21 protein-coding genes, 1 tRNA gene and 1 pseudogene are annotated in these 22,730 nt (G+C 54.3%); 13 read left to right on the forward strand and 10 right to left on the reverse strand.

The window, feature by feature from the left end:
* Positions 1-19: 19 nt before the first annotated feature.
* Positions 20-1,675 (reverse strand): HNH endonuclease signature motif containing protein, encoded by a 1,656-nt coding sequence (locus C5Y44_RS03930; RefSeq protein WP_105323767.1) that lies wholly within the window; start codon positions 1,673-1,675, stop codon positions 20-22.
* Positions 1,676-1,862: 187 nt separating this feature from the next.
* Between C5Y44_RS03930 and C5Y44_RS03935 the strand changes: the two genes are divergently transcribed.
* The 4 genes from C5Y44_RS03935 (at position 1,863) to C5Y44_RS03950 (ending at position 4,615) form a co-directional block, all read left to right on the forward strand.
* Positions 1,863-2,408: a DUF501 domain-containing protein gene (locus C5Y44_RS03935; protein ID WP_066795201.1), complete on the forward strand. Its 546-nt coding sequence runs from the start codon at positions 1,863-1,865 to the stop codon at positions 2,406-2,408.
* 17 nt (positions 2,409-2,425) lie between these two features.
* The gene (locus C5Y44_RS03940) at positions 2,426-3,388 is read left to right on the forward strand and encodes a Ppx/GppA phosphatase family protein (RefSeq protein ID WP_105323768.1); all 963 of its coding nucleotides are present in this window, start codon (positions 2,426-2,428) and stop codon (positions 3,386-3,388) included.
* A gap of 96 nt (positions 3,389-3,484) precedes the next feature.
* A tRNA-Leu gene (locus tag C5Y44_RS03945) sits at positions 3,485-3,557 on the forward strand.
* Positions 3,558-3,805: 248 nt separating this feature from the next.
* Positions 3,806-4,615, forward strand: coding sequence for a Bax inhibitor-1/YccA family protein (locus C5Y44_RS03950; RefSeq protein ID WP_105323769.1), 810 nt, complete (start codon positions 3,806-3,808; stop codon positions 4,613-4,615).
* A gap of 786 nt (positions 4,616-5,401) precedes the next feature.
* On the opposite strand, the gene C5Y44_RS03955 is transcribed toward C5Y44_RS03950, so the two are convergent.
* From C5Y44_RS03955 to C5Y44_RS03965, 3 genes are all read right to left on the reverse strand, one after another.
* Positions 5,402-5,851, reverse strand: coding sequence for a hypothetical protein (locus C5Y44_RS03955; RefSeq protein WP_105323770.1), 450 nt, complete (start codon positions 5,849-5,851; stop codon positions 5,402-5,404).
* Positions 5,852-5,895: 44 nt separating this feature from the next.
* Positions 5,896-6,414 carry a transcription elongation factor GreA gene (gene greA, locus C5Y44_RS03960; RefSeq protein WP_105323771.1) on the reverse strand — a complete coding sequence of 173 codons (519 nt, stop codon included), beginning with the start codon at positions 6,412-6,414 and terminating at the stop codon, positions 5,896-5,898.
* Between the two features lie 223 nt (positions 6,415-6,637).
* A complete protein-coding gene (locus C5Y44_RS03965; RefSeq protein ID WP_105323772.1) occupies positions 6,638-7,132 on the reverse strand; it encodes a DUF4307 domain-containing protein in 495 nt (164 codons plus the stop codon).
* An 87-nt stretch (positions 7,133-7,219) separates the two neighbouring features.
* Here C5Y44_RS03965 and mca point away from each other — a divergent pair, with 87 nt between their 5' ends.
* The 5 genes from mca (at position 7,220) to C5Y44_RS03990 (ending at position 11,217) form a co-directional block, all read left to right on the forward strand.
* The gene (mca, locus tag C5Y44_RS03970) at positions 7,220-8,161 is read left to right on the forward strand and encodes a mycothiol conjugate amidase Mca (RefSeq protein ID WP_369831067.1); all 942 of its coding nucleotides are present in this window, start codon (positions 7,220-7,222) and stop codon (positions 8,159-8,161) included.
* Positions 8,161-8,457 carry a hypothetical protein gene (locus C5Y44_RS03975; protein ID WP_233189819.1) on the forward strand — a complete coding sequence of 99 codons (297 nt, stop codon included), beginning with the start codon at positions 8,161-8,163 and terminating at the stop codon, positions 8,455-8,457. Before mca ends, C5Y44_RS03975 begins: the two co-directional genes overlap by 1 nt.
* A 360-nt stretch (positions 8,458-8,817) precedes the next feature.
* Positions 8,818-9,900, forward strand: coding sequence for a 3-deoxy-7-phosphoheptulonate synthase (locus C5Y44_RS03980; protein WP_105323773.1), 1,083 nt, complete (start codon positions 8,818-8,820; stop codon positions 9,898-9,900).
* 9 nt (positions 9,901-9,909) lie between these two features.
* The gene (locus C5Y44_RS03985) at positions 9,910-10,680 is read left to right on the forward strand and encodes an isoprenyl transferase (protein WP_105323774.1); all 771 of its coding nucleotides are present in this window, start codon (positions 9,910-9,912) and stop codon (positions 10,678-10,680) included.
* A gap of 15 nt (positions 10,681-10,695) precedes the next feature.
* Positions 10,696-11,217: a flavodoxin domain-containing protein gene (locus tag C5Y44_RS03990; protein WP_105323775.1), complete on the forward strand. Its 522-nt coding sequence runs from the start codon at positions 10,696-10,698 to the stop codon at positions 11,215-11,217.
* On the opposite strand, the gene coaA is transcribed toward C5Y44_RS03990, so the two are convergent.
* Complete coding sequence (coaA, locus tag C5Y44_RS03995; protein ID WP_105323776.1) at positions 11,214-12,140, reverse strand: type I pantothenate kinase; 927 nt, start codon at positions 12,138-12,140, stop codon at positions 11,214-11,216. The genes C5Y44_RS03990 and coaA overlap by 4 nt on opposite strands.
* A 175-nt stretch (positions 12,141-12,315) precedes the next feature.
* On the opposite strand from coaA, the gene glyA reads away from it, so the two are divergent.
* Positions 12,316-13,617 (forward strand): serine hydroxymethyltransferase, encoded by a 1,302-nt coding sequence (gene glyA / locus C5Y44_RS04000; RefSeq protein WP_105323777.1) that lies wholly within the window; start codon positions 12,316-12,318, stop codon positions 13,615-13,617.
* Between the two features lie 293 nt (positions 13,618-13,910).
* On the opposite strand, the pseudogene C5Y44_RS04005 reads toward glyA, so the two are convergent.
* Positions 13,911-14,291, reverse strand: a pseudogene (locus C5Y44_RS04005) (DUF5997 family protein); the annotation flags it as partial.
* Positions 14,292-14,320: 29 nt separating this feature from the next.
* On the opposite strand from C5Y44_RS04005, the gene C5Y44_RS04010 reads away from it, so the two are divergent.
* The 3 genes from C5Y44_RS04010 (at position 14,321) to C5Y44_RS04020 (ending at position 17,282) form a co-directional block, all read left to right on the forward strand.
* Complete coding sequence (locus tag C5Y44_RS04010; protein WP_105323779.1) at positions 14,321-15,025, forward strand: LysR family transcriptional regulator substrate-binding protein; 705 nt, start codon at positions 14,321-14,323, stop codon at positions 15,023-15,025.
* A 175-nt stretch (positions 15,026-15,200) separates the two neighbouring features.
* A complete protein-coding gene (locus C5Y44_RS04015) occupies positions 15,201-16,604 on the forward strand; it encodes a PhoH family protein (protein ID WP_105323780.1) in 1,404 nt (467 codons plus the stop codon).
* An 81-nt stretch (positions 16,605-16,685) separates the two neighbouring features.
* Positions 16,686-17,282 carry a GNAT family N-acetyltransferase gene (locus C5Y44_RS04020; RefSeq protein WP_105324061.1) on the forward strand — a complete coding sequence of 199 codons (597 nt, stop codon included), beginning with the start codon at positions 16,686-16,688 and terminating at the stop codon, positions 17,280-17,282.
* A gap of 139 nt (positions 17,283-17,421) precedes the next feature.
* On the opposite strand, the gene C5Y44_RS04025 is transcribed toward C5Y44_RS04020, so the two are convergent.
* The 4 genes from C5Y44_RS04025 to C5Y44_RS04045 all read right to left on the reverse strand — a co-directional run bounded on the left by C5Y44_RS04025 (position 17,422) and on the right by C5Y44_RS04045 (position 22,605).
* On the reverse strand, positions 17,422-19,071 hold the full coding sequence (locus C5Y44_RS04025) for an MDR family MFS transporter (RefSeq protein WP_105323781.1): 1,650 nt from the start codon (positions 19,069-19,071) through the stop codon (positions 17,422-17,424).
* The gene (locus tag C5Y44_RS04030; RefSeq protein WP_105323782.1) at positions 19,065-19,724 is read right to left on the reverse strand and encodes a TetR/AcrR family transcriptional regulator; all 660 of its coding nucleotides are present in this window, start codon (positions 19,722-19,724) and stop codon (positions 19,065-19,067) included. The genes C5Y44_RS04025 and C5Y44_RS04030 overlap by 7 nt, the downstream gene beginning before the upstream one ends.
* Positions 19,725-19,810: 86 nt before the next feature.
* Positions 19,811-20,437 carry a lipase gene (locus C5Y44_RS04035; RefSeq protein ID WP_105324062.1) on the reverse strand — a complete coding sequence of 209 codons (627 nt, stop codon included), beginning with the start codon at positions 20,435-20,437 and terminating at the stop codon, positions 19,811-19,813.
* Between the two features lie 767 nt (positions 20,438-21,204).
* Positions 21,205-22,605, reverse strand: coding sequence for a class II fumarate hydratase (locus C5Y44_RS04045; RefSeq protein WP_105323784.1), 1,401 nt, complete (start codon positions 22,603-22,605; stop codon positions 21,205-21,207).
* Positions 22,606-22,730: the final 125 nt, after the last annotated feature.

The raw sequence follows: 22,730 nt of genomic DNA on the forward strand, positions 1-22,730 counted from the left end.
GTTTTAACTAACCAGGTACTTATGAAGCCCGTCTTACAGGCCCGCGCTTTGTATCAATATCGAACAATGCGCCCTCTGCCTCGCTCGCTGTCGGCGGCGGACCCTCGTCTGCTTCTTGGGTTCCTCGCTGAGCAGCTCGCCGTCTAAACTGAGCCGCTGCAGATTCTTCCGCTGTTGCAGATTCGTTGAATATGAGGCCATCTTCGCCGGGCATTCGTTTACCCACCCGCCCGGTATACGGATCCCGTTTCGAGTGCCCCATGCCATTGCGGAAGTCATGATTATCGTTGTTATCTACATGGTGTCTTCTACACAGCAGCGTGAGGTTCCGGATATCGGTTGCTCCTCCATGCTGCCATGCCACTAGGTGGTGAACATCAGTTTCTGCCATCGGCCTATTGCACCCCGGGGCTGAACAACAAAGTTCCGCAGCCAAAAGTGCGAGTTTCTGCGCAAATGACGCAGTTCTCTTTGTTCTTCCTAGTGCTAGCGGTTGGAAATTCTCTGGGTCGAGAATCGCCAGGTAGTCGCTGGCCCCTTGTGAGAGTCTCACCAAATCCCAGACGGTGAGTTTATGTCCTGTATCGGTTGTGAACTCTGATTCGGGGGAGAGGGCTTCAAGGTCATCTAGTGTCGCAGACACAACGATGGAACCAAGTCCAGACCTCGGGTCCTTGCCTTCAACGTACTGAGAGCACACTTCCATCAGTTGGTCGTGTCGGCGCTGCCCAAAAGTACGGTTGTCCTCCTCCGGAGGAAGCTCTGGACCGCCGGGGCGCTGTGCAGGAAGGAGTACTTTAGCCAGCAAGGCTGCGCCGAGAGCATCGGTGCGGATCGATAACTGCACCATGCCGTCGGCATCCGGCTCACCCATCCAGAGATTGCGCTTACGGGTGGCAGCAAAAGGGTCTTTCTTGCCATTAGGCATGTTTCCCGCGGCGTTCGCATTGGTGACTTGCTTGCGAAGCCACTTGCGTAAGTCTTCAGGGGACCGCTTCTTTGACTCTTCCAGAGCCTTTGCACGGAGCTCCTGAGGTCCTGGCTGGGCGTACTTGTTTAAATTGCGAAGCTCTTGCTCAATGATCTTGGCAATCTCTGCGCTCGCCGCCTCTTCAGCCATCTTTCGGCGACGTTCTTCTTGCGCTTTGCGTTCACGCTCAGCGCGGCGTTCAGCTTCCTCTTTGGCCTTTTCATGCTCGCGGCGAGCTGCGTCCTCAGCCTCTTTCTTTTTGCGTTGCGCTTCCTCTTCCGCTTCTTGGCGTTGCCGCTCTTGTTCTTCTTCGCTTAAGCCTTCGTCAGGTTCGGCAATAGGCTCTTGTTCAACTGGCTCAGGATCTGGAACTGGATCCGGGGTGATCTTGCCGTAAAGACTATTACCCGCGGTAAGGCGCATGGCAGCCTCCGCGTGGGTGAGGCCGAGGCACTTAGTGAGATAGTCAGTAGAGCGGGAAGAGCCCACGAGACGACCAGCGTCGTCTCGCTCAGCCATGAAAGCGAATGCTGCATCGAGCAAAGTCTTGCGGTGGAGTGATTCTTCAAAGCGTTCGAAATCAGTGTGAATGCTGTAGAAATCAACATCTTCGATGTGTTCAAATGCTGCACACAGCTTATCGACGCCTTCAATCACAAGATTGACGGCATCCTTTATGTTCGATGTGATTGTTGCATTATTCATGGCTACCCCCCTCTCCATTTTAATCTGTTCTAAACTTCTGTCACTTATCTTAGCTCACCCACACGCCATCGCAACCCTTGTTATCGAACTGTTATTCGAACGTCGAAACTTTAAATATGCACGTTAAAGTGTCCAGTGAAAAACCTTTTAGTTAGTTCCCAATTGAAGTACATGGAATAATGACGGCATGACCGTATCTGACGCAGATCTCTCCATTGTTACCGAACAGCTCGGCCGTGAACCCCGCGGTGTTGTTGATATTTCCTACCGCACGCCTGATGGCCAGCCCGCGGTGATTAAAACAGTTCCAAAGTTGCCGGATGGAACACCTTTTCCAACGCTGTACTACTTAACTGATCCGCGCCTGACCGCTGAGGCCTCGCGCCTTGAAGTGGCTCACGTTATGAAGTGGATGGAAGCGCGTCTGGAAGAAGACGAGCAGTTGCAGGCGGACTACCGCAATGCACATGAGCACTTTTTGAAAGAGCGCAATGCGATGGAAGATCTTGGCACTGACTTCTCCGGCGGCGGCATGCCAGACCGTGTGAAGTGCCTGCACGTCCTGATTGCCTATGCCTTGGCAGAGGGGCCAGAGCACTTCCGCTTTGGCACAGAGGCAGTAGCCATGGCCGCTGATCATGGTAAGCTTCGCGGGTCAGCCATCCCACAGGATTGGCCAACGACTAAGGAGCTAGGGATCGACCTGGACCAGTTTGATTTTTCTAACGCCTAAGGTGGGGAGCTTTTAAAATGACTCGTGTAGCAGCCATTGATTGTGGCACAAATTCTATCCGCCTACTTATCTCCGATGTGCGCCCCGGTGGCAGCGTTCGGGACGTCCACCGTTCCATGGAGATCGTTCGCCTTGGGCAAGGCGTAGATGCTCATGGCGAATTCCAGCCGGAGGCAATTGAGCGCACTCGCGTTGCTCTTGCAAAGTACGTGCAGCAGATGAAATTTGAGGGCGTTACACGTGTCCGCATGGTTGCTACTTCGGCGACTCGCGATGTGGGCAACGCCGAGGAATTCTTCAAAATGACCGAAGAGTTGCTGGGGGAAATCCAGCCCGGGGCGCGCGCAGAAGTTATTTCCGGGGAAGAAGAAGCATTGCTGTCATTCCAAGGTGCCGTGCGGGATCTTTCCAAGGACCGCAGCCCATACTGCGTCATTGACCTCGGCGGCGGTTCGACAGAATTTATTGTGGGTAGCGCTGACGGTGAGATTATCGGTTCGCACTCAGCTCGCATGGGCTGCGTGCGCATCACTGAGCGCATGATGCCTTCGGATCCGCCGACGGAGACTGAGGTGGAGATTGCTTCGGACTACGTCGCAGAGCGCATGTCTGAGGTAGAAAAGATTGTTCCTATCAGTGAAGCCGTAACTTTTGTCGGTTGCGCAGGTACCTTCACTACGCTTTCTGCGCTGGCCCAGGGCTTGGAAAGCTACGACGCTGAGCTCATCCACGGTTCGGAGCTGCGTTTCGATGCCCTCCGCGTCCTGACCAAGCAGCTCATCGCCGAGTCAGCAGAGACCCGTGCGCTAAATCCTGTTATCCACCCAGGCCGCGCTGATGTCATCGGCGGCGGTTCAGTAGCTGTGGAAGGTATTATGCAGATGATTGAGCGCAACAGCTCTGCGCGTTCGTTCTATATCAGCGAAAAGGACATTCTGGATGGTCTGACCGCCACAATTGTCGCGGAGATGTACTCTTAAAACAGCATTAAGGGACCCCGAGTTTCCTTTTCTTTAAAGTGTTTTATAAACTAAAGCAGTGCTTTCGGCGCGTAGCCTACGTGCTGCTTTATGCACGCCCCCATAGCCCAATGGCAGAGGCAGTTGACTTAAAATCAATCCAGTGTCGGTTCGAGTCCGACTGGGGGCACAATTGGCCAGGTAGGAAGTAATTCTTGCCTGGCCTTTTCGCATTTGCTTGTCGATGCAGGCGGTGGGCATACGCCCACCGCCCAGGGCATGTGTCCCACCAGGAAAATCCAACGGTCCCTTATCTATCCGTGCGCGTAAATAAAGTGCGCGAAAATTTTGGTGACATGGGAACTTCTTGAGCGCTGTGTTCGTTGAACTCAATGAATAAGGAAGAAGATATTTTTTCTAGAAAGGATCGGGATTCCCTTGCGCTCTAGCAACCCGGTAATGAATTCGCTGTCTAATAACAGCACACGTGGACAAGCTGACTATGGCTACGGCCAACCTTATGGCTCGGAGTATTCGGGCGAGGCGGCCAAAGCGACCCGACCAATGACCGTTGATGACGTAGTCACCAAGACTGGCATCACTTTGGCCGTCATTATTGCATTCGCAGTCGTGAACTTTGGGATTGCGGTTTATGTTAATCCAACCATCGCTATCGGGCTGACGGTCGTTGGCGGTATCGGTGGCTTTATCACCGTGCTGGTAGCAACCTTTGCTAAGAAGTGGGGCTCGGCGCCTGTCACCTTAATTTATGCAGCCTTAGAAGGACTGTTTGTCGGCGGCTTTTCTTTGCTGCTCTCCGGCTTCCTCGTTGGCAATGCGAATGCTGGCGCGCTTATCGGCCAAGCAATCTTGGGTACCATCGGTGTGTTCTTGGGCATGCTCTTTGTCTACAAGACCGGGGCAGTAAAGGTTACTCCACGCTTTAACAAGATTGTTACTGGTGCTATCTTTGGCGTTGCCTTCTTGGCCTTGGGTAACTTCCTCCTGGCCATCTTTACCGGTAACAGCCCGCTGCGGGATGGTGGCATGCTGGCTATCGTCTTCTCTATCTTGTGCATCGGTCTTGCAGCGCTGTCTTTCATGACGGATTTTGATGCTGCTGACAAGATGATTCGCCAGGGCGTTCCTTCGAATTACGCGTGGGGCGTGGCTCTTGGCTTGGCTGTTACTCTGGTCTGGCTCTACACCGAAATTTTGCGCTTGCTCAGCTATTTCCAGCAGCGCTAGCACTTCTTCTTTCATGTAGGTGTTAGAAAACGGCACCTTGCCCGCAGGCATTAATATTGCCCCTGCGGGCTTTATTTATGGGTACCCACGATCATTTCGTGGAGTTCGTGGTATTCGGGGGTGGCGGCGGGGGAGGGGCAGCTTACTCGACCTCAGGCCAGGGTCATGCGGAATAATATAGATAGTTCTTATATCTGGAGGTTAAATGCCCGGGAGGGAACGGATATTCCCGCCGAGGGACACATGCTGTAAGCGCTGAAATATTCAGCAGAATAATTATCCATACATGACAAGACAAATCAAGACTTTTAAGGCATTCTTGACTTAGGGCGACTGATTAATGCTCCTTCCTCCCAGCGGATTTAATTCTGCTGGGAGTTACTGGGCTGTGGCTGCAAAGCCACAGCCTGATGAGGACGATCTGTTTCCCCGGTATAAGTCAATACGGTTGAGCACGTGACAGTTCGATATTTCACCTGGATGCAAGGGTACCGGCAGTTCCCTTTTGTCCGCTGAAAGTGAAATTGCTTCAAGCGTTGCTAATGCTTGGAGCACGCAGACCGGGGGGATTCTGTGTGAGAACAAAAGCTGGCCAGACCTTTGTCAGGCAGACCAATGGGAAGAAGCTCTAAGCTTCAGCGCCGGTATCTTCCGGCTCACCGTATTGGCTTATCCGCCTAGCTAGGCGCATGAGATAACAAAAAGCGCCTTCAAAGCACCCGCCGAATCTCCAAAGAGATAGGGGCGGTAGTGGAAGGCGCTATATTCGTCGAAAAGCTATGAAAGCTATGGAGTGACGACTTCTCCATCAACCTCAATTTGGGTGAAAGCAAGGCCGTTTTCGGTCTGCGTTGGCTGGGACAGGACGACTGCTACTTCGTCCTCACCACGGGTGCCGGTACCTTCAGCGGTCTCAGCTTCCCAAGACTCCCAAGTGATCTCAGTGACCATGTCGCTGTTGGTGGTGCAGTCCAAGCTAATCGAAGTTGGCTCGGTGACTGGTGCCGCAACACAATCAATGAACTGTGCCTGCTCGCCTGCAGCAGCCGCATCAGTAGCGGAAGGCTCTGCCGAAGTGGACTCAGCGCTCGAGGAAGGGGAGCTCTGGTTCTCAAAGGTCGAAGCATTGTCGATCTTGACATCAGAGTCGACCTCTCCTGGAGGGGAGCATGCAACGATAGCGAAAGCAGCGGCGGCAGTTACGCCCAGGGCGGAGATACGGGAAAACTTCTTCATGGGAATCTTTCTCAAGTCAGGGTGAAGCTAGCAGGAAACAGCGATTAAGAGCTGCGTGGAGTCGCAGCCTTTGCGGAGTCGTATGGGTTGGCAGAGATGATGGTGACTGAAAGTACCTTGCCGTTTGGGGCGGTGTACTCGCGAGTCTCTCCTTCTTGCGCGCCCAAGATAGCTGCGCCGAGAGGGGACTGCTCGGAGTAGGTCTCCAAGTCCTTGTTATCGGAAGCTGCAGCGCGCGTACCGATGAGGAAGGTTTCCTTATCGTCTTCGTCGCCGTTGTAGTAGACGTGCACAACGGAGCCGATAGCAGCAACACCATCCTGAACGCCTTCGCGCTCAGTGGTGGCATTAGCCAAAACCTCGGAGATTTGCTTGATGCGGGCCTCTTCTTGGTCCTGCATCTCACGCGCAGCGTCGTAGCCAGCGTTCTCCTTGAGGTCGCCTTCTTCACGGCGCTCGTTAATCTCCGCTGCAACCTCAGGGCGACGGTCAATGAGCATCTGCAGCTCAGCCTCGAGCTTCGCCTTCGTCTCTGGAGTGATGTATTGCTTTTGGTCTGCCATACTTTCGACCTTCCTTGTCATAGCTTGTTTTATACCTAGAGTATATAGGCCGTGGCCCGTTGCCTTGGCATGTGGAATGCCTGTGAAAGCTTGCCGCATCACCTTGGCATAGAAATAGTCGGCCCCAAAATATTCCAATAATAATTATTAGGACCGAACTGCCAACTCAAGGATATTACTGGGCACGAATTTTAGCACAACCACAGACCTTTCTTGGCCTCGGCTACTCGTAAATCGTGTGCTCGGTGTCCAAGTAGGGTGGCATCGTGCTTGAGCATCCGTATGCATCGCCAGCGACTGCCTGCGCAGTGATCGGAATTTCAACGAATGCCCGTACATTTTCGCGGCCATCAGCAGCTAAAGCGAATTCGCGACGGCCAACCTCAGCCTTAGAGAAGTCATATGCCTGGACGATGCAATATGCCGGTTCGTCCGGACGGTTGCGGGTGACATCAACCCAAACACCAAAGGTATCCTCATCAATCTCTTCATGGGAGATGTAGTGGATCTGCGCGTTAATCTGATCGCGGCTTTCAAGGTACTTAAAGCCAAAGAAGATGCCGACGACGATAATTGCCACGAAAATGGCAACTACTGCCTTGCTGGTGAGGTCTCCGGACCGGACACGTCCATGATCTGTACGTTCGGAATATCTTGCGCCCCGATTGCGTTGTGTTAGTTGGGAATTTTGATTGGGCTGACGTCCAGCAGTGCTCATAAACAGCTAGTCTAGCGTGCTTTCAGCAAATGCCGAATCATGCCCTAAGATAGGCAGATAGTTTAATCGTCGAGTGAATAAAAGGAAATGATGAACGCTTTGAATGCTGGGCGCATTTTAGCCATTCACGCACATCCGGATGATGAATCTTCCAAGGGTGCGGCGACAACGGCAAAGTATGCGGCCGAAGGCCACGAGGTGCTGGTATTAACCTGCACCGGTGGCGAGCGCGGCGACATCATCAACCCGGCGATGGATAAGCCTGGCGTGAAAGAAAACATGACCAATATCCGTCATGAAGAAATGGCCAAAGCTGCCCGCGCGCTGGGCGTACAGCACGAGTGGCTGGGTTATATTGACTCCGGTTTGCCGCAGGAATTAGCTAAACAAAATAAGGCTAAAGATCCTGATGTAGTGCGCCAATTCGTGCCGGAAGATTGCTTTGCGCAAGCTCCCGATGACGAAGTCGCGGACAAGTTCATCCAGGTTATCCGTGAATTTCAGCCGCACGTGATCATTACTTATGACGAAAATGGTGGCTACCCGCACCCCGATCACTTGATGGTGCACCGCGCCAGCATGATTGCCTGGGAAAAGGCTGGAGACGCTGGCTACAAGCCTGAGCTCGGCGAAGCGTGGACTCCACTGAAGCTGTATTACTCGCACGGCTTTGTTTATCAGCGCATGGAGCTATTCCACAACGAACTACTAGAGCAGGGGCGCACCAGTCCGTATACGCCAATGATGGCGCGTTGGGATGCATCCTTCGGCGATATCATGTCGCGCGTTACCACTCAGATCGAGTGCGCTGATTATTTCCAGAACCGTGAAGATGCCCTGCGAGCACACGCTACGCAGATTGATCCGGCAGGCGCGTTCTTAGCTACCTCGGTAGCTACGCAGGCACGTTTGTGGCCGACGGAAGAATTTGAATTGGCGCAGACTCGGGTATCAACTTCCTTGCCAGAAAACGATATGCTGGCTGGTGTACCGGGGATTGACAAATCGCTGGGAGAGGCGAATAACTAATGACTTATTTAATGCACAGTATTACCGCTGACGTGTTGTACTTCGCGCAGGGGAGCCAAGACGGTCCAGTCGGCCCGGAGTTTGGTAAGTCCTCGCCCATCGGCTTGCTGGTGCTGGTTCTCTTGCTCATCGCTGTGTTGATGGCAGGCTGGTTCTTCCACCGCCGTTACTCACGCTTCCGCCGCCGCACCCTGTTCGCCGAAGCCCATGGCATCGATCCTTTCGACCAAGAAGCTTTGGATCAGGCGATGAAAGAAGCGGGTCTGTACGACTACCGCAAGAAATCCAAGTTCTAGCGAAATCCTTGAAAGAATTTCGGCGGTGAATTCGCTTGAAAGTTCACGCCCTGACGTGCGATTTTTATGAAACTCGCACGTTCGTCAAGAAAGTGTGCTAGAGTTTCGCTCATGTTCGTTAACCGATTTTATTATGGCAAGGCTCCGGGGCTATCCGGCGTCTTGTTGTTGTCGTGCTAACGCAAAGTAGCGCCACGCACTAACGAACGCCAACGCACTTTCCACCCCGGAGCCAAGCAGCCTTCTAGAAGAAGAGCTGCTTTTTATTTTGCCTCGGGGTGAGGACAAAGCAATTAATAACTTCCCTCGCAGGCAAATGGCACCACATCCCACTATTTAGCCAAAAGGAAGTTTCATCCCATGTCGCAGCCAGTCTCTTTACAAACCCCGGCCTCAACCTCCAACCGTCGCGTTAAGGCTTTTCACCACTTGCCAAGTCCGGCTGAACTTCAAGCAGAGTCGCCGCTAAGTGAAAAGCAAGCGGCGAAGGTAGAACAAGACCGCCAAGAGATTGCCGAGATTTTCGACGGTGAAGATGATCGCCTCGTTGTCGTAGTCGGCCCGTGCTCCATTCACGACCCAGTCGCAGCTCTTGATTACGCCAACCGCTTGTCGCCGTTGGCACGCGCGCTGGATGAAGATCTGAAGATTGTTATGCGCGTGTACTTTGAAAAGCCACGCACCACCGTGGGCTGGAAGGGGCTAATCAATGACCCACATCTTGACCAGTCCTTCGACATTCCTTCTGGCCTGCGCACCGCGCGCAAGGTGCTGACAGATATCGTCAACTTAGACTTGCCAGCAGCATGCGAGTTCTTGGAGCCCAACTCCCCGCAGTACTACGCAGATGCCGTGGCTTGGGGCGCGATTGGTGCTCGCACCACTGAATCCCAGGTGCATCGACAGCTAGCGTCTGGAATGTCCATGCCGATTGGCTTCAAAAATGGCACGGATGGCAACGTCGATGTTGCAATCCACGCTGCATCGTCGGCTGCTGCACCGCACTTCTTCTTTGGCACCTCTGACGACGGTCAGCCATCGGTGGTAGAAACTGCTGGCAACCCGCATTGCCACATCATTTTGCGCGGCGGATCGCACGGGCCGAACTGGGACGAGCAATCCGTTGCCGAAGTAACTGAGAAGTTAGGCAAAGATGCACGCTTGATGATTGATGCCTCCCATGCGAACTCAGGCAAGGATCATGTGCGCCAGGTGGAGGTGACACGGGGCATCGCTAAGCAAATTGCTTCCGGCAATGAAAACATCGCCGGCATCATGATGGAATCCTTCCTGGAAGGCGGCGCACAGTCGCTCGATAAATTGGGCATTGACGGCCTGGAATACGGCCAATCCATCACCGATGCCTGCATGGATATCGATGACACCGTGGAGCTTTTGGCCGAGTTGGCGGCTGCGGTTCGTGCCCGCCGCGCAACACGATAGAATGCAGGTGTGAAACTTCTTCCCGCATTGCTGTACCCAGCTTATGAAGCCCGTCTGATTTCTGAGCTTAAAGGTAAGCCCCAGCCTAAACATGTCGCTGTGATGGCTGATGGCAACCGCCGCTGGGCACGCGAAGCGGGCTTTGAAGATATCAGCCACGGGCACCGTCAAGGCGCGAAGAAGATTAGCGAAATGGTGTCTTGGTGCGCTGATACTGAAGTTGAAGTAGTGACCATCTACCTGCTCTCGACTGAAAACCTGAAGCGCTCTGCAGATGAAGTCAACCTGTTATTCGACATCATCACTGAAGTTGTCGACCACCTAAGCCATGGCGATCTGAATTGCCAAGTTCGGCTCGTGGGCCACCTTGACCTTTTACCTGAGGAAGTCTCGCAGAAGATGTCCTCTGCTGCGGCAGACACAAAGGGCAATGATGGGATTATCGTCAACATCGCTGTTGGCTACGGTGGGCGCCAAGAAATTGTTGACGCGGTGCAAGCGATGCTGAAGAAGGAAGTCGACGCAGGTGCGACGCCAGAAGAACTGGTTGAGAGCATCACCGTAGATTCAATTTCCAAGCACCTGTACACCAAGGGGCTGCCTGACCCAGACTTGGTCATCCGCACCTCTGGTGAACAGCGCCTTTCGGGATTTTTGCTGTGGCAGGCGGCCTATTCGGAGATTTGGTTTACAGATACTTACTGGCCAGAGTTTCGCCGGATCGACTTCTTGCGCGCGTTGCGTGATTATTCGCAGCGCTCACGCCGGTTTGGTAAATAGTGAGGGGAGCCACCGATGGTTCAGGTGTTGTATCAATCCCAGTATGGTTCCAGCAAGCAATATGCTGAGGCTTTCGCTGCGCTTTTCGATGTCGCCCCTGCCACCTGGGATGACTCACTTGCTTTGCAGACTGAATTGGAAGCAGGTGAGGGGCCAGTGGTGGTCTTTTCCTACATCCATGGCCCGCGGGTGCCCGGGGCGGAAGCAGCGCTTGCCGCGCACAAAGCTGGACGCCCTACAGCAATTTGTTGCGTGGGAATGACTCTTATTCAAAAAGCCCGCAAGGATGATAGCTTAGCCGCTCAAGTCGGTGATAACATCGTGCGCTTTTATCTGCCTGGGCGGTTGAACTATTCTGAGCTATCCTCCGCGCACATGGCGGTGATGAGGGGCATTATTCAAGCCTTAAAGCTCAAACCCCGTGCTCTGCGCAGTGACAATGACCAGTCCATGATTGATTCATTCAAAAAGGACATCGACCGCGTGGATCTGAATGAGCTTGAATCGGTCGTCGCTTGGGCGAAAGGTGAAAACTAAAGCTTGCGCATGCGGACTTTTTCCACCGTGTGATCCTCGCCTTTGCGTAGTACCAATGATGCGCGCACGCGGGTAGGAAGAATATTTTCCACTAGGTTCGGCAAGTTGATCGACTGCCAAATTTCGCGGGCCTGCTTGAAAGCCTGTTCATCATTCATATCGGCATAAGCAGCAAAGTGTGCGCCGGGCTCACGGAAGGCAGTATGGCGCAAGCCGAGGAAGCGGTTGATGTACCACTTTTCGATGGTTTCTACCCGCGCATCCACATACACCGAGAAATCAAAGAGATCTGAAATCATCAGCGTTGGCCCGGTTTGTAAAACGTTGAGGCCTTCGAGGATCAAAATATCGGGCTGGTGCACCATCTGGTACTCATTGGGCACAATGTCATAAGACACGTGTGAGTATAGGGGAGCGCGGACGACTTCTTTGCCTGATTTAACGTCGGTGACAAAGCGCATCAACGCGCGACGGTCATAAGATTCGGGGAAGCCTTTGCGCGACATCAAACCGCGCTCTTGCAAGATGCGGGTGGGGTATAAGAATCCGTCGGTCGTGACTAGGTCGACCTTCGGGTGAGTGTCCCAGCGCTCTAGAAGAACTTGTAGCAAACGTGCGGTCGTGGATTTTCCTACCGCGACAGAGCCTGCGACACCGATAACAAAAGGCACGTGGCTGGGCGGGTTTCCCAAGAATTGCTCGGTTGCCTGAGTTAGCGCCTGCCGCGCCGCGACCTGCATGTGGATGAGACGGGAAAGCGGAAGATAGACATCAGCTACCTCTTCGAGGTTGATGTTTTCACCAATGCCCGCGAGCTTCTTCACTTCGGATTCAGTCAATACCTGTGGCATGGACTTACGCAGTCCACGCCAGGTATCGCGGTCGAAATCAAGGTAGGGGCTTAAATCGGAGTTCCGCGCCATGGGCTCTATTGTGTCACTACAGCAGGTTACGAAGAAATTAACCCGGAATTAACCGGTCGTGGGGCAGGGCGGAAGTTATTTTAATCGCGCTAAGTTCTTTAAACTAGCCCAACCTTAGCTATCATGTGTGATGTATTGCTTCATCCCCACTTCGACGAAGGGAATATATAGTCACATGACTACCCAGAATTCTTCCGATGCTCAGTACCAGGAAATGCGTGACTTGGACCCAGAGGTCTATGCAGCCATCAACGGTGAAATTGCTCGCCAGCGCGATACCCTGGAGATGATTGCATCGGAGAACTTTGTTCCTCGTGCAGTCTTGCAGGCACAGGGTTCCGTCCTTACCAACAAGTACGCAGAGGGCTACCCAGGTCGCCGCTACTACGGTGGATGTGAGCACGTTGATATCGTCGAAGATCTGGCGCGTGACCGCGCTAAGGCTCTGTTCGGCGCTGAGTTTGCCAACGTACAGCCACACTCCGGTGCACAGGCAAACGCTGCCGTCCTAGCTTCTCTTATCAACCCAGGTGACAAGATCCTGGGCCTTTCTTTGGCTCACGGTGGTCACCTGACCCACGGCATGAAGCTGAACTTCTCCGGCAAGCTCTACGAAGTAGCTGCCTACGAAGTCGATGCAGAAACCAACCGTATCGACATGGACAAGCTGCGTGAGCAGGCTATTGCAGAAAAGCCACAGGTCATCATCGCTGGCTGGTCTGCATACCCACGCACCCTGGATTTTGAAGCATACCGATCCATCGCGGATGAAGTGGGCGCTTACCTGTGGACCGATATGGCACACTTTGCTGGTCTCGTTGCCGCTGATCTGTACCCAAATCCAGTTCCACACTCTGACATTGTTTCCACCACCGTGCACAAGACCCTGGGCGGTCCTCGCTCCGGCATGATCCTGGCTAAGCAGGACTACGCTAAGAGGCTCAACTCTGCGGTCTTCCCAGGCCAGCAGGGCGGTCCTTTGATGCACGTGGTTGCAGCGAAGGCAATTGCCATGAAGGTTGCTGCTTCCGAAGAATTCCGTGACCGTCAGGTCCGCACTCTGGAAGGCGCGAAGATTCTTGCTGAGCGCTTGACCACTCCTGAGGCAAAGGCAGCAGGCGTTGACGTTCTCACCGGCGGCACCGACGTGCACTTGGTTCTAGCTGACCTGCGCAACTCTGAGATGGATGGCCAGCAGGCAGAAGACCTTCTGCACGAGGTCGGCATCACCGTGAACCGCAACGCAGTTCCAAATGATCCACGTCCACCAATGGTGACCTCTGGTCTGCGTATCGGTACGTCCGCTCTGGCTACCCGCGGCCTGGATGCAGAAGCATTCACCGAGGTTGCAGACATCATCGGCACCGCGCTTACTGATGGCAAGAACGCCGATACTCAGAAGCTGCGCGCACGCGTAGACAAGCTCGCTGAGCAGTTCCCACTCTACGAGGGCTTGGAAGACTGGAAGATCGTCTAAACCAGACCGTCGACAGCTCTAAGCATTAAAAGGTCAGACCCCGGAAATTCCAGGGTCTGACCTTTTCTTAATTGCGTGTGGCACAAAGTGCCTCACCAGGAGAAGCGCTCTAAGCGAAGCGTTCTAGCGCGGAGCTGTTACTGCTTATCCGCATCCTCTGAAGCTTTTTCGATAGCAGCTTCGCTTTCCGCTAGGGACTTCTCCACGGATTCGACGAAGTCTTCTTCCTCGACGGGAGCGGTTGCATCACTAGCAGCATTGCCCTCTGCAGCGTTACCTTCGGCAGACTGCCCTTCGGTGCGCGCTTCTGCATGAGCGGTGCGTGCCGCGCGCAGCCAATCCGGCTGGTTTTCTAAAAGCTCCTTGATTTGCGCGGCATCAAGTGGCTTGTCCATGTCGTTTTTCTTCAGAGCAGTAACTGAAATTCCCAGTTTCTGCGCAACTACCGGACGAGGGTACGGGCCGGTGCGGCGCAGCTCGGTAAGCCACTCCGGAGGATTGGTGTGCAAATCGCGCAGCTCCGCGTGCGTAATTGCCCGCTCCTGGAACTCCGAAGGAGCAGCAGGAAGATAGATGCCGAGCTTTTTCGCCGCAGTCTGCGGGCGCATAGCGGTACCAGATGGTTGCAAATTGTTGTCGTTCACGATTTCTACGGTAGCACCAAGTTCGACCATGGGAAACATCCCCGATTAAGCTAGCTGTCATGTTGCGATTGAGCTTTGCCACCGGCACCGAACCAGGAAAATGGTTCGAGCGCTTCCGCCGCGCCACCGATCACGGAGGCTTGGAAACCATCGATGCGGATGACGCCTTAGATCCATTGCTTGCAGGCGAAGTCGATGTGGTGCTGGCGAGGTTGCCGCATGGGGGCATCGACAAGCGAATTAGCGAAGACACCACCCATATCGTGCGGCTATATACCGAGGCCCGCGGGGTAGCGGTCCCGAAAGATTCCGTGTTTGCGGAGCTAGGGGAGGCGGTTGACCCGCGCGATATTGCTGATGAATACCTGAACTATCGCATTGGCCCCGATGCATCCCTCGACATCGATGAAATCCGCGCTGGCCTACAAGTAGTTGCTGCCAATGTGGGTATCGTCATCGCGCCGCGGCCATTGCTGAAGGTGCTATCGAAGAAGCAAGTCGTGCCTTTGGAACTGAAAGACCCGCAGGTACCGCAAACCGAAATTGCTCTGGTGTGGCTGAAAGAAAATGATTCTGAGGCTATTCAGGACTTCGTCGGAATCGCCAAAGGCCGCACGCTGAATTCCTCACGGCATGAAGCACCGAAGAAAACGGCGCGCGAAAAAGCTAAAGCCAAGCAAGCGCGACGGAATGCAGGAGCCAAAACGGGCTCCCAAAAGTCTCCCAACCGCAGTTCACGGCCGCGGAAAGGCCGACGTGGTTAAGCAACAAGAAGTGGGTTTACGCAAAGTTCATCTTGCAACCGTGTAATTTTAATCTCTCTTGCTTATGGTGGGCACTAACCGGAGAAGCTCGCAAGAACTTGTTTGCGGGCGGAGGTAGAAGAGCACTTGCTCAACACACTGACACCGCCAAGCGAAAAGGGAGACCCCTGCAGGCATGTTTGATTCAAACGTCACAACCTGTTCACCGCACAATCCAGCTCGAGAAACGAATTCCTATGATTCGGTAGCGCACCTAGATTCAGCTAAGAAGACCAAAACCTATGTTCTAGACACTTCGGTGTTGCTGTCGGATCCGTGGGCACTGAAGAAATTCGCAGAACACGACGTGGTTTTGCCCGTTGTTGTTATCTCGGAGTTGGAAGGAAAACGTCATCACCCGGAGCTTGGCTGGTTCGCCCGCCAAGCTCTTCGTCTTTTAGAAAGCCTGCGTTCCAAGCACGGCTTTCTGGACCAGCCTGTGCCTGCGAATGAAGACGGGGGCATGCTGCATGTTGAACTCAACCACCAGGACCAGTCCCTGCTGCCGTTGGCTTTTCGCGGTACCGAAGGCGACCACCGCATCTTGGCGTGTGCCTTAAACCTCGCTCACGAAGGTCGCGATACCGTGCTGGTGACAAAAGACGTGCCGCTGCGAGTCAAAGCAGGCGCCGTCGGTCTTGAGGCCGATGAGTACCACGCACAAGACGTCGTGCTTACCGGCTACACCGGCATGGCCAATGTGCACGTCTCTCCTGATGTCATTGATGACCTCTTTAGCGATGGGGAAGTCGTTATCGATGATCTCGTCACTGATGAGGGCTTGCTTGTCGATGAACTCCCGGTGCACTGCGGTTTGAGCCTGCAAGCGAATCAACAGTCCGCATTGGGACGGGTCATGGCTGATGGCACGGTGAAGCTCGTGCGCGGTGATATGAACGCCTTCGGGCTGCAAGGCCGCTCTGCCGAGCAGCGCATTGCGCTCGATCTTCTTTCGGACCCATCGGTGGGCATCGTTTCCATCGGCGGCCGCGCTGGCACCGGTAAATCCGCGTTGGCTTTGTGCGCCGGGCTGGAAGCAGTTCTGGAGCGTCAAGAGCACCGCAAAATCGTGGTCTTTCGCCCAATGTATGCTGTCGGCGGCCAATCCTTAGGCTATCTGCCGGGCTCCGAGTCGGAGAAGATGAATCCCTGGGCACAGGCGGTCTATGACACTCTCGAAGGCCTGGTTTCCGACAATGTCATTGAAGAGATCCACGACCGCGGACTGTTGGAAGTACTACCCCTAACCCATATTCGGGGGCGTTCATTGCATGACAGCTTCGTCATCGTCGATGAAGCCCAGTCATTGGAGCGCAACGTGTTGCTTACCGTACTCTCGCGTCTGGGGCGCGGGTCGCGGATCGTATTGACGCACGATGTCGCGCAACGCGATAACCTGCGGGTGGGGCGCCATGATGGGGTGCAGGCGGTCATCGAAAAGCTGAAAGACCGCAGCCTCTTTGCGCACATTACTTTGCAGCGCTCCGAACGTTCAGCGATTGCAGAATTGGTCACAGAACTATTGGAAAGTGACAACTAGCGGCAAAGTGTCGCTTGTGAATTTAGGCGGATTACGATGACTCACGTGGCGTTAATCGGTATCTATCCGGATAATGGGAGCATGACAAAGTCGAACTTCGCAATTCGCGCTTTCCGGGCAGAAGACTACCCGCAGATTCAAGACATCTATGAGCAGGGGCTTGTAACAGGTAATGCGTCTTATGAGCACCGACCTCTGACTTTGGAAGAGTTTATCGACGGCAAAAATATGGACACCGTATTTGTTGCGGTGGAACTGCATGACGATTCCAAAGTTATCGGATGGGTTTCTGGCGCTCCTATTTCCCAGCGCCCAGTTCTTGCCGGCGTATTGGAAGATTCCATCTATGTTGACCCCGAGGCCCACGGCCGGAGAGTCGCCAGCGGATTGTTGGATAAGTTCATCGAGGTCTGCCAAGAGCTAGGCATGTGGGCCATTCATTCCTGGATCTTCCCTGAAAACGAAGGTTCTGTGAAGCTGCACGTTTCTCGCGGTTTCGAGGAAGTAGGCACCTACAAGCACTTGGCCAAGATGACCTACGGACCGCGTGCGGGTGAATGGCGCGATACCGTCGTCTATCAAAAGCTGCTTCCAAAGCCTGAGAAGGTCACCGCTGAAGAAGAGTTTGAAGCCACCGCCTCAGAGCGCATCAAAGCCCAGCGCCCACTTCAAGCATAAGAAAGAGCATCTAGACCGACACAAAAACGCCAAACGCTCTGCAAGAAACTGAGTTAATCAGAATCTTGCAGAGCGTTTATTTTTATGGTTGTCCTACCGGAACCACTCCCCGTAAGAACTTTCCCTTGGAGAAAATTTCTTATTCGATGGTTTCCTTCAAGCGCTCTTGGCGCAGTGGGAACAAAATCAGCATTGCAACAATGGCCAGTGGCACCATCATGCCAATCACGGGGGTCAGACCGTCATTGTAGGAATTTAAGATAGCGTCACGGAGGACATCGGGAAGCTCTGCGACTGCGTGCGGAGTCAAGGAGTTGGCGGCATCTGCACCTTGGAACTGCTGCGAAATAGCGGCGCCTTCCTTGCCCAACGATGCAAGGGCATCAGGCAAACGGGTAGCCATCTCATTCTGCATATTGTGAATGAACATCGAACCCACGATGGAAGCACCCAATGCCGAACCAATCTGGCGGAAGAAGTTATTAGCCGCCGTGGCAGTGCCGACCTGCGATACAGGGAAGGAGTTTTGAACAATCAGCACCAGTACCTGCATGACAAAGCCCAAGCCGACACCGAATACAAGGAAGCGAACTCCGATACCGGTCAATGAAGTCTCAACGGTCATCTGGGACATCCACCACAAAGCAAACGCCGTGATGGCCAGGCCCGCGATGGGGTAGTACTTGTAGTTGCCGGTCTTAGCGATGATGAAGCCAACACCAGTGGAGACACCGATCATGCCGACCATCATCGGGATCATCATCAAGCCTGCTTCAGTTGGCGTCAGGGTGTGCACCATCTGCAGGTAGGTTGGCATGTAGCCAAGCACGCCCATCATGGCCAGACCCAGAACAGTACCGGCCAGGGTAGTCAGAACCATGTTGCGGTTCTTAAATAGCTGAACCGGGATCAGCGGCTGGGATGCACGTGACTCAATGAATACGGTGAGCAGTGCGCCGACGATGACTACGGCAGCCATGGACAAAATAGTTGGGGAAGTCCACTCGTATTCGCTTCCGCCCCAGGTGGTGAGCAGAATCAGAGTGCTAGTGGTGATTGCGATAGCCGCAAAGCCCATCCAGTCAAAGCCCTTAAAGCCCTGCTCGCCCACGCGCAGCTTCAGTACGAAAGCGCAGACAATAATTGCCAGCAGACCCAGTGGAATGTTGATCCACAGGCCCCAGCGCCAACCAGGACCATCCGTGAACCAGCCACCGAGAACTGGACCAAGTACGGAGGAGACGCCAAAGACACCGCCCATAATACCCATGAACTTGCCGCGCTCACGTGCGGAGACAACCTCAGCCACAATCGACTGCGAGGAGATCATCATGATGCCGGCGCCGAAGCCCTGGATTGCACGTCCGGTGATCAGCATGCCCATGCCATTGGCGAAACCACCAAGGGTTGAGCCGATAACAAAGATAGCGATACCTGAGATGTAGACCCACTTGCGGCCCATGCGGTCACCGAGCTGCCCGGCCAGTGGCATAGCAATGGTCATGGTGACCATAAAAGCTGAGATAACCCAGCTCATCTGGTCCACGCCGCCGAGCTCACCGACAATAGTCGGCAGAGCGGAACCGAAAATCATCTGCCCCAACGAGCTCATCAGCATGGTGAGCATCAAGGCAGCAAAAATAATGCCGACGTTATCCGCGGTCTTTTTACCGAGGTTTGGGTCGGTTGCTGAAGGCGTTGCCATTTCAGCATTGACCACTGGGAGTTCTTCCACAGTGGTAGCACTGGCTTGGTCGGCCGTGCTTGGGGTGGAGTTTTTAGCTACCATTCCAGTCCTTTCGTGTAATTCTTAATCAATTCCATCGCGCGATAGATGCGGTCACCCATTGGCAGTGTGCAATCACGATCGGGTCGTGACATAGCCATCCAGGTGGCCTCGCGGATAAATCCGCTCAGCAGCATCGCCTCTGTGCCCGGATCTAATTCTGGGGCGCGTTGTTCTTCAGGATGTTCCCGAAGACGTTGGGTAATTAGCTCCATGGTCTCCCGTAAGCGCTCTTTACGAAACACCATTGCGCGGACCGCGACGTCCGGATCTGCAAAGATTCGCTGACGGCGCTCGTGGATCTCCGGGCTCTGATGAGAAGACTCTAGGTGTTGTTTGATCTGCTCAACCATCAACTCCAGGAGGCTGCTGGCGTCAGCATTCAAGAAGTCATTGCGTTGCTTTTCCGTCAACGGTTCCGAGGACGCGCCGATAACGGCGCTTTCTTTAGTGCTGAAATAATTAAAAAAGGTGCGTCGGGAAATCCCGGCGGCTTCACAAATTTCTTCAATTGTTACTTTGTCAAAGCTCGATTCATCAACCAAGCGCGTCGCAGCGTCTTCGATGCGATGCTTGGTTGCCAATCGCTTCTGCTCCCTTAACCCGAGGTCACTGCCGGGGAGGGAGTCTTCTTCATTATCATTAACTTCTTGCACGGTATGCAATGTTACACCCCGTGCAAGTTTGCACCAAGTGCAAGTTGTGTGAAATTATTTATCTCGAAAAAATTGAATGGTTTTGATCACTGTTGGGAATTTTCCACCAGGTCGTCCAAGCTACGCGTCAGGGAAGCAGCTGCCTTAAGCTCTTTTTCGCCAGCTGCAGATTCTTCGAAGTACTGCGCCGATAGTTGGCCGGCATCTTCTTCAAACTCCCAGAACCCATCTGTTATGCACTTCTTGTTCAGCGCCTGCGTGTCATAAGTGACCACGCTTGCTTCGCCTGCCTCAGGTTCCATCAGCGTTAAAAGCGCCTGGCATCCGGTGGTTGGATACACCAACACAGCGGTCGTGCCAGCAAAGGAGATAACTCCATTCCACGCGTTTTCCGGCCCCGCATTGAATTCACCTGCGAAAGTCCCGACGAATCCGCCATCAAGCTTCTCAACTGGCGATGCAGAATCCACCTCCACCACGCCCCGCTCCACCATCGGCGTTGGTTCCGGTTCCGCGTTTGAACGAATCCACGCGAACAATGCCGCCACAACCGCGAGCACCACGACCAGCACTCCAACGATCCACATCCACCGGTCCACAGTTTTTGAACCCTTGTACTGATCAAAAGAGTTTTGGTTACTGCTCTCGGCTTTCTCCACCCGTTGCTGGTTGGAACGGTTCGAGTTGTGTGCATCCGGCATGTTTTCAGGCATGGTAGTAATCTTAGCCGTCTCGTTCAAACTGGCCGCGTCCCTTTCGCGCTCACGGGCTTTAGCCTTCTCCCGAGTAGCGGACTTCCCGTGAGCGCGAAGCGTACATGGAGTCCGTTGCGGGTGTTTTGGGCGCTTGGCGTTCAATCTGCGCTGGCGCTCTGCGGTGCTCGGCGGGACTATCTGCCCGCAGATTTCAGCGATGTGCCTTTCGCGCTCACCGGCGAAAGCGTCCTGGCGAGGCGACTGGTTCTGGTGAGCGCGAAGCGCACACTTAGCTTTGCGATGCATGTGCCTGCCGATCATCGGCGTCGTCCGAGCGGGGCAGTGCTGCGAGCCGTCGATAGTTAGTGATGGCTTGGGACGGTTTGGGCCGGTTTGAGATGGCTTCGCGGTAGCTTTGAGGCGATGTCCCCTTCGCGCTCACCGGCTTTAGCTTTCTCCCGAGTAGCGGACTTCCTGTGAGCGCGAAGCGTACATGGAGTCCGTTGCGAGTGTTTTGGGCGCCTGGCGTTCAATCTGCGCTGGCGCTCTGCGGTGCTCGGCGGGACTATCTGCCCGCAGATTTCAGCGATGTGTACCCTTCGCGCTCACCGGCGAAAGCGTCCTGGCGAGGTGACTGGTTCTGGTGAGCGCGAAAGGGACAAGGGACCGGATTCGGTATCAAAAGGGGAGGCTGGAGAGCGAAAAGAGCTAGGGCACGGGACGCGAAAGAGCACCAGCCAACAATCTGGCTGGTGCTCTTCGGAAACTAAGCGGGAAAGAGAAGCTTAGAAGTTGTCGCGGTCGGTGTTGGCCATAGCCAGAACATCGAGGCGCTTGTCCAGTTCTTCTTCGGTGAGCTTGTCGCCGTCAACGAAGCCTAAGTTGATAACAGCTTCGCGGATGGTGATGCCTTCAGCCAGAGCGTGCTTAGCAACCTTGGCTGCATTCTCGTAGCCGATTGCAGAGTTCAACGGCGTAACGATGGATGGGGAAGACTCAGCGAAGGTCTTCATGCGCTCAGCGTTTGGCTCGATGCCATCGACAAGGCGCTCAGCGAATACGCGAGCGGTGTTAGCCAGCAGGCGAGAGGATTCGAGAACGTTGCGCGCCATCATTGGGATGAAGACGTTGAGCTCGAACTGGCCCTGGGTGCCGCCGAATGCGACAGCTGCGTCGTTGCCGATAACCTGTGCAGAAACCTGGGTTGCGGTCTCACACAGAACAGGGTTGACCTTGCCCGGCATGATGGAAGAACCTGGCTGCAGGTCAGGCAGGTGAATCTCGGCGAAGCCGGTCAGTGGGCCGGAGCCCATGAGGCGGATGTCGTTAGCCATCTTGTATAGGGAGACAGCAACAACGCGCATTGCGCCGGAGAACTCAACGAGAGCGTCGCGGTTAGCTTGTGCCTCAAAGTGGTTCTTAGCTTCAGAGAGCTCGTCGATGCCGGTGAGCTTCTTGAGTTCCTCGGTTACCTTTGCGCCGAAATCAGCGGAGGTGTTGAGGCCGGTACCAGCAGCGGTGCCGCCGATAGCGAGTTCGCCTAGACGTGGCAGGGTTGCTTCGATGCGCTCGATGCCAAGTTCGAACTGGCGAGCGTAGCCGGAGAATTCCTGGCCGAGGGTTACTGGAACAGCATCCATCAGGTGGGTACGGCCGGACTTAACAACGTTCTTCCACTCATGAGCCTTCTTCAGAAGGGACTCATGCAGGACCTTCAGGCCTGGGATGAGGTCGTTGACGGCAGCTTCGGTTGCAGCCACGTGGGTTGCGGTTGGGAAGGTGTCGTTGGAGGACTGGCCCATGTTTACGTGGTCATTAGGGTGCAGATCAACGCCATTTTGCTTGGCGAGGGAAGCGATGACCTCGTTGGTGTTCATGTTGGAAGAGGTACCCGAACCGGTCTGGAAGACATCGATTGGGAACTCAGCATCGTACTTGCCGGTGGCGATTTCCTTGCCAGCAGCGATGATGGCGTCGGCGATTTCGCCGTCCAATGCACCGGAATCCTTGTTGACCTGTGCACATGCAGCCTTTAGAAGACCCATTGCGCGGATCTGCGCAGACTCCAAGCCACGGCCGGAGATTGGGAAGTTCTCAACAGCACGCTGGGTCTGTGCGCGCCACAGTGCGTCCTTAGGAACCTGTACTTCGCCCATCGTGTCATGTTCGATGCGGTATTCAGTCATGAAATCCACCTTCTTTGTAGAGAGAATAAATCTATTTAACTGGAATGCACCCAGTAGGCATGTATCGCGCTACTGGGTTTTTAAGGCTTTGCGCCTTCTAGTATGGCTAACTTTCGGCTCGCGCG

The organism is Corynebacterium sp. J010B-136 (assembly GCF_002967075.1).
In the GTDB taxonomy this organism is placed as follows: domain Bacteria; phylum Actinomycetota; class Actinomycetes; order Mycobacteriales; family Mycobacteriaceae; genus Corynebacterium.